At 34.7% G+C, this 12,349-nt stretch carries 3 protein-coding genes; 1 reads left to right on the top strand and 2 read right to left on the bottom strand.

The window, feature by feature from the left end:
* Nucleotides 1-337 precede the first annotated feature (337 nt).
* Nucleotides 338-688, top strand: coding sequence for an endonuclease domain-containing protein (locus A0J48_RS20100; protein ID WP_200326243.1), 351 nt, complete (start codon nt 338-340; stop codon nt 686-688).
* A 344-nt stretch (nt 689-1,032) separates the two neighbouring features.
* On the opposite strand, the gene A0J48_RS20095 is transcribed toward A0J48_RS20100, so the two are convergent.
* Complete coding sequence (locus A0J48_RS20095) at nt 1,033-1,560, bottom strand: hypothetical protein (protein WP_200326241.1); 528 nt, start codon at nt 1,558-1,560, stop codon at nt 1,033-1,035.
* 227 nt (nt 1,561-1,787) lie between these two features.
* Nucleotides 1,788-12,056 (bottom strand): putative Ig domain-containing protein, encoded by a 10,269-nt coding sequence (locus A0J48_RS20090; RefSeq protein ID WP_200326239.1) that lies wholly within the window; start codon nt 12,054-12,056, stop codon nt 1,788-1,790.
* Between the last annotated feature and the right edge of the window lie 293 nt (nt 12,057-12,349).

The raw sequence follows: 12,349 nt of genomic DNA, 5'->3' as shown, positions 1-12,349 counted from the left end.
GATACATTTTGATGTACCTTGATGCAAGGGTTTTTACCTATTTTACCCCTTTTTCTTGCACCTTTTTCCTTTTTTCTTACCCTTAAACTCTTTATTTATCTGGCTTTTGGCTTTATTCAGCAAACCCTAATTACGTATTTCTGGCTAACTCTGTCTGCTGCTTACGATACTAATCTATATACTACAAATTGAAGTGCGGAATGTGGGTTAATCATTAATGAACAGCGAATCGCACTTTCAGCACCATCTCATTCAATCCAATCTCAAAGCAATGCCCTATAGGTATAAAATACAAATTTAAAAGCCCCCCTTGTTAAGGGGGGTTGGGGGGATCAAAATGTATTTACCATACAACAAAAACCTTGTACCAAGAGCTAAAGAATTAAGAAAGAATATGACTTTGGTAGAGAAAAAGCTGTGGTATGAATATTTACGAGACTTCAAATATAGAGTTCATCGTCAACGCCCCATTGATAACTTTATTGTGGATTTTTACTGTCCGCAATTAAAATTAGTCATTGAGATAGATGGTGATAGCCACTACACAGAAAATGCTCAAGAATATGATTTACAAAGAACGGAAATATTGCAAGGTTACGGTTTAAAAGTAATTAGGTTTAATAATCATGATGTTTTGGATAATTTAGCTGGTGTTGTGATGATGATTGAAGGATGTGATCCCCCCTAACCCCCCTTACTAAAGGGGGGAACAAGAAATAAGAAAGTCCCCCTTTTCAAGTTAGGAATAAATCAATCAAAGTCCCCCTTCCTAAGAGGGATTTAGGGGGATCTCATTGCCGGATGTGATCCCCCCTAACCCCCCTTACTAAGGGGGGAACAAGAGAAAATCCCTCTTACAACTAGGGTAATAAATCCATCAAAGTCCCCCTTACTAAGGGGGGAACAAGAAATAAGAAAGTCCCTTTTACAACGAGGGTAATAAATCCATCAAAGTCCCCCTTACTAAGGGGGATTTAGGGGGATCTAGATCAATTTCAATACTTTTCAAACACCCTCTAAACTACATCCCACTTAGCCAGAAATTCTCTTTTTCATGTCTTCTTCAGCTACAAAATTCCATTGTTCTAAGTGTGATTTTTCAGAATTTTGTTCAATCCAATTATTTAAATCAGATATTTGCTTACTAGATTCATATTTTGCGGGTATTAATCGTTCATGAAAGCAATTTTTATACCACCATATAAATGACTCACCAAACAATTCAGGTATTAAACCTTCATTTACTTGATGATATTTAATCAGAATCCATAGTCTTTGATAAAAACCAATTATTATCCATAAATGTACAGAGTCTTCTGGGTTAACACTACCATCATTATCAATTTGAATCAAATCTTTATTGGGATGAGCTAGTAAAAATTTATCTCCTAAATTTCTGGAAAGGCGTAGTGATTCACCATTCCATTCACGATGAAGCTCAAAGGTAGTTTGTAATTGTAAACGTCTTTGATTTAATTGCCAATTAAATATTGATGATATAACAGCACCACTAATTAAAGCTCCAGGAAGGGCGCTAATAATTGAATTCAGCCACATCATTGTTTCACTCCTCCAATTGTTATACTAAATATTCATAAAAAACATTTTTTATTATTTTGAAAATGATGCTTAGGTAATGAAAAAGTAGGGTGTGTTAGCGAGAGCGTAACGCACCGAATTGATGATAGAGTTGGTGCGTTATGGTGGATTGTTAATTTGGGTTTTTTGTCAAAAATTATCGCCACCTAACGCACTCTACAGGCTATAGGCGATCGCAATATTAATTATTATGGCTTGAGTGATTCAAAATACAATAGTGCGGCCTTGTATCCATCTTCATATCCTCCTCCTCGAAGTTCAATAGTTTTTGTTCCATTTAGAGAACCTTCTACACCAATTACAGAATCATCTCCAACAAATAAACCACCAACAGTAATTTTGATATCAATTTTAATTTCATATCCTGCCCCACCAATAAATCCTGAAATAAGACCTGCTGCTTTTTCTTCTTTTATTTGTCCAAAAGATTTTTCGAGAATTTCTTGAATATTTTCAGCTTGTTCTTGTGTTTTATCACTTGCTTTTTGCCATTGCTCAACAACATCTCCACCAGAATTAGCTATTTCAAGGATGTTTCCTAAAAATAAAAGATTAGCACCAGAGAATCCATGCAAGAAACCAATCAATGAACCGATAAATGAGCCACTTTTACCTATAACAACTTCAGATATTATACTGGCATATCCTATTACAGCAACCTTACCGCTAGGATCAATGAAATTCGCTGGATTAGCATTACCATACAAATAATTATGCAACGTCGTAGGTTGATAAATATACCCCTCAAATGGATCAGTCGAAACAAACCGCCCAGTTAATGAATCATAATACCTTGCACGTAAATAATAACCATCTACTGCATCATCAAACTGCTCACCCGCAAACAGATAATTATTATCCGCATTCCCCACTTTACGGGTTAAATTACCATAGGCATCATAATCATATTCAACCACAACAGCCCCATTAATATCTGTTAATTGACGAGTGCTACCTAAACCATCCACCTGATAATAAATACGATTATTGCCATTATCTTGAGAAATCAAATCCCAACCGTGAGTATAGGTAGTCTTCACATCACCATTAACATTATATTCCTCAATCACTTGGGCATATTGCTGTTGATTATTGTCAATTAAAAAGCGAGTTTCTTCCCCATCAACATTAATAGCAACTCGAATCCCATTATGGTCATATTCAAACTCAATCCGTCCCGTTTCGCCATTTTCTGTGACTTCTACTGCTGTTAATTCCCCTTTAGCATTCCATTCATAAACTGTCTGATTTTGCTCATTTTCTATTTTAGCTTTGAGATTACCTTCATTATCATATTGATAGTTTGTTACCTTACCGCCAAGGGTTTCTTGTCGTAATCGGTCATTATCATCATAGGTGTAGGTAGTTATTCCCTCAACAGAATCTATTTTTTGTAAACGATTTCCTACAGCATCAAATTGATATTGAATCGTCTTATTACCAACAACAGTATCAGTGATTTTCTCTTGGGTGAGACGGTAGAGTTTATCATAACTATGTTCAACAATCCGCCCGTCATTTTCCTCCACTTTTAGACGATTACCCATACCATCTAAGGTGTAGGTATAACTAGAAATAATGCCCGTTTGATTACGGTTTTCTAAGTAAAGTAAACGATTTAAAAAATCATATTCTTGATTTTCAATCACACCATTGGGGAATACTGTCTTAATCAAATTACCTACAGGATCATAATCATAGTCCGTCACCCCATTATCAGCATCTTTGACAGTATCAATCCGATTTAGGGCATCATAAGTATAAATGTTTGTACCTGAAGGAACATTTAAGGTGAAAATATTTCCTGCTTTATCGTAAGTATATTGAATCTTACGTCCATCAGGTTCAGTACGAGAAATTAACCTATCACGCTCATCATAAACATAAATTGTCACTCCTCGATTATCGGTGACAGTCGCTAATTCTCCTGTGAGAGTATAGGTAAAAGTTTCTGTCGGTGTACCATCAGAGAAAGATTTTTCAATCAACCAATTACGCTCATTGTATTTATAAGTGGTGACAACACCATTAAAATCTGTCACCTCAATTAAATTACCAATCTTATTGTGAATTGTTTTATTTTCTTGTCCTGCCGGTAAAGTTGTAGCTTTCAGACGGCGTAAACTATCATATTCAAACTTGGTGATATTTCCATTTGCGTCTTTTTGTTCAATTAAATTACCCACCCCATCATATTTATATTCCGTGCGTTGATTTAAAGCATCAATTACCGCCGTTAGTCTTCCTAACGCATCATATTCATATCTAGTAGTATTTCCTGCTAAATCAGTTTCAGAAATAACTCGCCCTAAACCATCATATTTTGTCTGACTGCGGAGATTATCCTGTAAATTGTCAGGGGTATTATCAGCATAAATAACTTCAATTTGTCGCCCTAAACCATCATAAACATAAACATTTTTCCGCCCTAAAGCATCTGTCATTGAATCTCGTCTACCTTCTGCATCATAAGTATAGGTAGTGACTTCATTCAGGGCATTAGTTACCTTGATTAATCGCTCTGCATCATCATATTCAAATTTAGTCCGATTGCCTAATTCGTCAATTTCTGCAATCACTAACCCGGCTTTATCGTATTCCTTCTTAGTCCGGGGATTATCACTTAAATTATTAGGTGTGCTATCAGGATGGATAACTTCAATTTGTCTTCCTAATGCGTCATAAACATAGTAGGTTTTCCGTCCTAATTCATCGGTAAATACCGTTAATCTATCTAAAGCATCATATTCATTTTTAGTACGAGGATTATCACTTAAATTATTAGGGGTACTATCAGGAAGGATAGTTTCAATTAATAAACCCCGGTCATTATAACGGTATTCAGTACGTCTTCCTAATGCGTCTGTTTCTGCAATTTTTTCACCTGCGGCGTTGTATTCAGTTTTAGTAATACCCCTTGCACAACCACAACTACTACCTTCGGGGTCTGCTTTTTCAATTAACCGCCCTTGTTCATCATAAATATAGTTAGTAATTGCCCCTAAAGCATCGGTAACACTGGTCACTCTGCCATTATTATCATAGGTAAAGGTAGTTTTTGCACCTGTCGGATCTACTAATTCTGTGAGATTGCCAAAATTATCATAACTAAAGGTGCTGGTTTTATTATTAGCATCAATGACTTTTGTTAATAACCCATTTGCACCATAGTTATAGGTAGTGACGTTACCTTCTGCATCTTCTCGTTTAGTGAGATTGCCACTAATATCATAAGTGAATGTTGTTTTATTGCCTAAAGCATCGGTTTCTGTTAATAAATCATTATTAGCATTGTAAGTATAGGTTTTCTTATTACCTTCTCCATCAGTTTCTGTGAGTTTATTACCCCGATTATCATAGGTATAAGTGGTGATATTACCTTCGGGATCTGTTTCACTCAATAGGTTATTATTCGCATCATAGGTTCTTAAAGTAATACCACCCAATTGATCAACTTCTTGAATCACATTACCTTGATTATCAAAAATCCGAGTAATAGTATTACCAAACGGATCTTTGATAGTTTGACTAGAAGCAGCAGCATCAAAATTAATTTCTAATTCATTGCCATTAGCATCAATAATCTTGCTAATTTGTCCATTTTCATCGTATTCGGTACGAGTGGCTTTTCTGCCTAAAGGATCTATAATTTCTGTTAAAAAGTGTTGACGATTTGGGTCATTATAAACTAACTGAGTGGTGTTGTTAGTTCTATCGCTTACCGTTACCAAATTACCTTTACTATCGTAGCTGTATTTAATTGACTTATTATCAGGATCAACTATTTCGGTAATTCGTCCTTGAGAATCTCGTATAAATTCAATTTCTGCACCAGTTGAGCTAACTATTCCCTCATCGGAGAAAGTCAAAGTATTACCATTGCGGTCTTTAACATCAATTAAACCAAAGTTTTGGTCATAATTGTAAACAGTTCCATCTTTGGTGGTTAATTTATATTGGGAAGGATTATAAGTGAACCCAAATAAATATAAACCTACACTACCATCACTACGAATGCTTAACGAAGTGTTTTCCACTTCTAACTTATCAAACGCACCAGCATCAGGAGTAAAATTAGGGGCGTATACTGCACCCAATAAACCAGGTAGAGAAACAACAGGATTGAAAGTAAAACCAACCCTTCTACCATCAGGAGTATTGAGAGTAACACGAGTACCAACGGTAAAGCTATTACCACCAAAGAAATTATCATCACTTAAATCTCGTCCATCAGGAGATGCTTCGACAATATTGGCATCTTGTAAACCTAAATCCCAACCATAACCAAAATCACCTTGATTTGAACTTTCTAAACTGTTATAACGGCGAGTTATTTCAATGGGAATACCAGTTAACGGAATGGATAAATCAGTATATTCTAAGGAAAAATCCCCCGGTTTATTTTGTCCCGATACATTCAGAATTACCCCTTGTACATTACCATTACCACTAAAATCAAAGGCGGTAATTCTCACCAAATAACTACCATTAGCTAAAAGACGTGGATCTAAATTAGCTACAGTTTGATTGGTAATATTGCTATTTCCTTCACTGAGTAAAACATAATCAGGGTCATTTTCACCAAGACTATCTAGATTAATAGCTTCCACAGGAGCAAATTCTACTCGATAAAATTCTAAATTGTTATCGGTGACAGTAGCGATAATATCTGTAGGTTCTTTGATAATGCTTTGAGTGGCTTCTAAATTAGTTGTATTAATTTCAATGATAGGGGATGAGGTATCACTAGGATCAACTACTCGTACTTCAATAGTAGCAGTACCAATATTACCAGCTTCATCTATGGCAGTGCCTAAAAATTGATATAATCCTGCATTTGTTCCCACAAAACTAGCATTATTAATTTGTCCGTTGGGAACATTGGGATTTAGGGTTAATGGTGTACCATCTACAGTTAAATTCAGAGTTTCTACACCAATATTATCTGTTGCGCGAACTTGTAAATTAACAGTTTCGCCAATATTAATTACACTGCTACTAAAGCCTATATTTACCACAGGCTTAACTATATCGTCATTGGTGACAGTTAAATTATAATTCTGAGTAACTATTCCTCCCCGACCATCATCTACTTTAATGGTAATAGGATAAATGCCCTCATCTTCAGTTTTTGGTTGCCATCTTAATCTGCCAAATTGATCAATTGTTACTCCTGTTGGTGCTTCTGTTAAGGTGTAGGTGAGTGAGTCACCATCAGCATCACCAGCAATAACATCATATTCATAAGTAATACCTGTTTGAGTTAATTCTACAGGGGTAGAACTAATGACAGGATTTTGATTGGGGAAGACTTTGACATAATAATTTTGATATGCAGTACCACCATCTGCATCGGTAGCACTAACAGTTACTTGAAAATCACCATTAACATCAGCTTGAGTTGTCCAAGAAATTAATCCTGTATTTGTATCAATGGTCATTCCATCGGGTTTCTTAGTTAAACCGTAGGTAATGGTTGTATTTTCTGGATCTGTGGCATTAACATCATATTGATATAAATTTCCTGAACCGATTAATATTTGTGGTGTAGAGGTAATAGTCGGCAAACGATTAGGCAGATTTTCTAATATTTGTAATTGATAAGATTGAATATTAGAACCTCCAAAGTTATCGGTAACTTGTATTTCTACAGTTTGTGTTCCCAACTGAGTAGGCTTATATTCAATCAAACCAGTATTAGCATTAATAGTCATGCCGGGGATGGCATTGATTAAACTATAGGTGAGGGTGTCATTATCGGGATCTGTGCTTCTAACTTCGTAGCTGTAGGTATTATTTAACAGGGCGATAGTGTTAGGAGAGGAAATAATTTGCGGTGGGGTATTAGTTCCTCTGGCATTGAGAATAAATTCTTGAGTTGTTAAACCGCCTTTACCATCAGAAACTCGTAAAACGACTCGATTATTACCAGTTTGATTTTGTTTTGGTTGCCATATTAAAATACCTGTTTCACTATCAACAGCCATACCTTCTGGTTTAACCAGTAAGCTATAGGTGAGACGATCATTATTGGCATCGGTAGCGGTAGCTTGATAGGTTAATAATTCGCCTATTTGGGCTGTTGTGGGTGCTGTGCTAGTGAATACGGGAGCTTGGTTAGGAATAGGTTGATCAATTTTCTTGTTGCCAAAGTTGATATTATTAACAGTTTCTCCTGCTTCTAGTTGAACTGTATAAAAATCGGGACTAGCAATACTACCGGGTAATCCTTGTACGTTCACAACATCAAAACCCGGTATCGTACCCTTCGTGTCAAGTCCAACAATTTTTATAGCTCGAACAGCCTCAGTAAAGTTGATCGAAGCAAGATCAAAAACAGAGGTTTGACCACCATTACCCCTTCCTAATAAAACAAAGTCTTCTAAATTAGAACTAACATAAATATCTGCTTGATCTCCCGCAGCACCTAGTTCATTAACAAAAATATCATTTCCTGACTTATCAATAATTACTTCATCGGTAAAACCAACAGTTACATATGAACCAGTGGGAAGTGATAATGCTCCTAAAGTGTCGCTACCCAAAATAATGTCCGTATTAACTAATACTGGTGAATTTCCATCATTATCTTCACCATAAGGTTCATCAAATGTACCCGTACCACTGTTAAAGTAGTCAAGAATAACATCAGCAAAACCATCTCCTAGAGAATCTGTTGGTTGTCCAATAGGATATGTTTGCTCGTAATCTGTGGGTACAACTTCTCTGACAATATAAGTACCTGCTTCTAAACCTGTGAATTTATATTGTCCAGTTTCATCTGTTATTTGAGTGGGTTCATTTTCATCAAGAATCCCATTATTATTAGAGTCGAGATAAACGGTAATACCTTCTAATCCCGGTTCATCAGTGGCAAATCTCCAAGAAAGAATATCATGATTTCCCATCCCTCCACCAGTAGCAGAAGTAAAACCAACAAAAAATTCATCCTGTCCAAGAACTTCAGGAATATTAACTGTTGCAGAAACAGTGGCTTCTGTGGGACGATTAGAGTCTTGAGAAACCCTTGCTTCTAATCGTTGTGATGTGCCATCATAATCAATCCAAACATTCCAAATCTCACCATTATTAAATCTGGTAGGGATATTAGTTTGAACAACAGAAGTTGTATTTCCATTCAAGTTAATACCAATGTGATTACCATTATCTTGATCTTGTCCTCCATTGTTATATGTATCTAATTCAATAACAACAGTATTATTCAAGCCTTCGTAACCGATTCCTCCCCCTGGACTTCCTATATTTTCTGTGGGGCTGATAATAAAAGCAATACCATCTGCACCTGCACCATCTTCATCTCCAAGTCCTTTTGAATCAGAGATAGAAAAACTGAAGTTAGTTGAGAATGATAGATTTTGCCCGTTTTCTCCTACAAAACTGAAGGGATTTTTTAGCAAGGCGTTTCCCGATACAAAAAACTCTGATTCTGCTAACCTTAAAACATCTTTTCCTACTATTTCAGAATTTACTATTTGGGTATTTCCATTGAGTCTGATTGATGAGACATTAACAGAAAAATCTTCAAAATTAGCTGAATCCCAAACTCCATTACCATTTGCATCTTCCCATTTAAACCCTGTAATAGTTCCCAATGGGTTATTATTCAATGCAATCACAAATTCCTGCGTATCAACTCCCCCACGATTATCAATAACTCTGACAGTTACATCATAATTACCTATTGTTTGAGTCGCCGTATTCCAAATTATCTCACCCGTTGACTCATTAATAGTCATTCCTTGTGGTGCAGTAACTAAAGAATAAGTTAAATTATCTGCATCAGGATCAATTGCATTGACATCATAAACATAATTTTGACTGGTACTAGCTTTAACTATTGCTTGAGAAATAATGACAGGAGCATAATTATCAGTTTCTTCTTCTTGTACTAAAATCTTATATCTTTGAGTAGCAATACCACCTTTACTATCACTCACTTGTAAAGTTATCTCTACCTCACCCAATGTTGCTGGAGTCCATGTCACAACACCTGTATTTTCGTTAATTACTAATCCTTCTGGTGCATTAATTACCGCATAAGTTAAATTATCGTTATCTGCATCTGTAGCTAAAGCTTCGTAACGATATTCAGTATTAATATTGCCATAAATAACAGGTGTGGAAACAAATACAGGAGGACGATTACCAGATGTTTCAAGAACATTTAAACTATAGTCTTGTCTATCCTGTCCACCTTTGCCATCTTCCACTAATAAAGAAATATTATGATTACCAACAGTGACATTTTCCCAATTAATTACACCTGTATTATTATCTATGGTTAAACCTTCAGGAGCGATTAATAAAGAATAAAATAAAGTATCGTTATCTGCATCAATAGCATTTGCATCATAAGTATAATTTTCACCTACAATTATCTCTAATTCAGGATTAGAAACAAACTCAGGAGCAGCATTAGACTTTCTTAAAGAAACAATATTATTGGTAGTAATATTAAAAGTGATGATTTGACTATCACTACCGCCTTTACCATCGCTGACAGTATAAACAAAACTACCTGAATTACCACTAGCATCTGCTACAGGAGTAAAGATAAGATTGGTTAATTCTGTGATGGTTAAACTATCATTAATATTAACTTGACTACCATTCTGTTTTGTGATTTTTCCTTTACTATTATCTGGTAATTGATTTACCATAATAGTTAAAGTATTTCCATCAAAATCTATGGGTGGGTTAATATTTAACGTAATAGGTTGACTATTTTCTTCTACAGAAATAGTTTTATCAGCATCAACTACAGGAGGGTTATTAGTTTGCGGGTTAATATCTGTGGGATCACCAAAATTAAAGTTGAAAACTAAATCATTATAATCTTTATCTCCTAGTCCTAAAACATCTTCCCAACCCATTTGGTTACTAGAATAATGAATGAGATGATTTAATTTATCTGGGTTAGCTTCCGCATAGGAAAAATAAGCTAAGACTCCACCATTAGGATTATTATTAGCATTAGTTTGTAAAAATCTCTCACTGGTATTGTTAGAAATCAAATACCATCCAATATATTGATCACCTGTTAAGGTATACTCTTTAACTCCGTTATAGTTACCTTCTCCAAATATTACTTGATAATTATCTTGTTTGAATACTTCTCTAGCATAATTAGCATCACTGGGAGAAATACCGTTAATATTCCCATTGATATCATCAACATAATAAAAACCTATTTCATTTTTATATGATGCTTCATTAGATATAAATTCAACGGTTAATGGTACTATTTGATTATTGCTATATCCAGGGTAAAAGCCTTTTTCAAAAACATTGAACACCACATCATTAAAATCTTTATCTCCACCTCCAGTTAAATCTTCCCAATTAAAACGATAAACTCCTTTACCGAGATTTGTACTAATAACATGATCAAATCTATCTGTATTTGCAGATGTAATGGATGAGAAAATAGTAACAGAATTAGGGTTATTTAAATATTCTGATGTACTAGCATTCTGGATTAAATAAAAACCAACATAATCTCCAGCTTTTAAATCTACTTCTTGCCAATTTCCGGCACTATTTCCTTTGCTAAAAATAACTTCGCTTTTTCCTGAAGTTAATACTTTCTGGAAATAACCTGCTGCTTGGGGTGATATTCCATCTATTTTGCCTTCGGGATTATCAAATACTATGATTCCTACTTCATTATTATATTTTGCTTCTCGTTGTGTCCATTGAAAAACTAAAGTCGTATCTTCATTGATGACTAAGGTTTCTCCTATGTTGTTAATTATTTCAACTTCGGATTTTTCAATGTTGATGAATTGATTATTATAGCAAATAACTGCATGATCATCTTCTGCTTTTAAGCTGTTTAATTCTTCTGGTGTGAAAGTTTGATTAAATACTAACTTGGTAAAAATTCTACCTTCATCTCCTGCACTATCGGTTTTATTAATTTTGGCATCAATAAAATGTCCAAATTCTTCTGTTAATACTTCAGCAATTATTTCTGTTGAGTTATTTTCAACAAAATTATCGGCTAGAAAGATAGTATTCAAAGATTCTGCATAAGTTCCATTAGCATTACCTAAGATTTTTGCATCTATAATACTAACTTCTACATTTTTAAAACCTTCATTAATTTGAGTTTGTAACAAAGAAGTGGCTAAATTTATTTGTTCACCTACTCCATAGGGAATACCTAACAAGTCATGAGCATCAGGATTATTGATCAAATTACTAAACTTTTCTCTGATTAAATAATCCGCAGAGATAATTTTTTGTTCTAAAGAATAATCTGGTATGGAATCAACTAATTCATTTATTAGAGGAAATATTACCGATGTATTTTGAATATTAGTAAAAGGGTTTAAAACTTCGCTGGAAAGCCCGTAAGCTGCGCCATTGTAGGAGGTAGAAATACTTACTGAGAAAATAGAAAGGTCTTGATTGTTTAGTGAAGAATCAAACATAAAGGAAACTATCTTTATTCAAAAAATACTGTTTATGTGTGATGGCTGAGATTTGAATTTTTACAAAATTACAAAACCCTATATGTCTAGGAATAGCTTTAGCAGTCCTAAACTCATACTTATATAATCAGACTATTAAGCTTTTTCAATTATAGTCATTATTACGGAAAGCATCTATTGTTGCAATGAGAATAAATACTCATAAAATAGTCATTCAGCGCAACGATAAACTTGAGCAAGATTTTTACGCCATAAACAAAATTTATGTTAAAATATAGACAAAATAGTCAAAA

The sequence above is a fragment of the Sphaerospermopsis aphanizomenoides BCCUSP55 genome, assembly GCF_001586785.1.
Lineage (GTDB): Bacteria > Cyanobacteriota > Cyanobacteriia > Cyanobacteriales > Nostocaceae > Sphaerospermopsis_A > Sphaerospermopsis_A aphanizomenoides_A.
The sequence above is the reverse complement of the archived record's forward strand: the minus strand, read 5'-3'. Positions and strand labels throughout refer to the sequence as shown.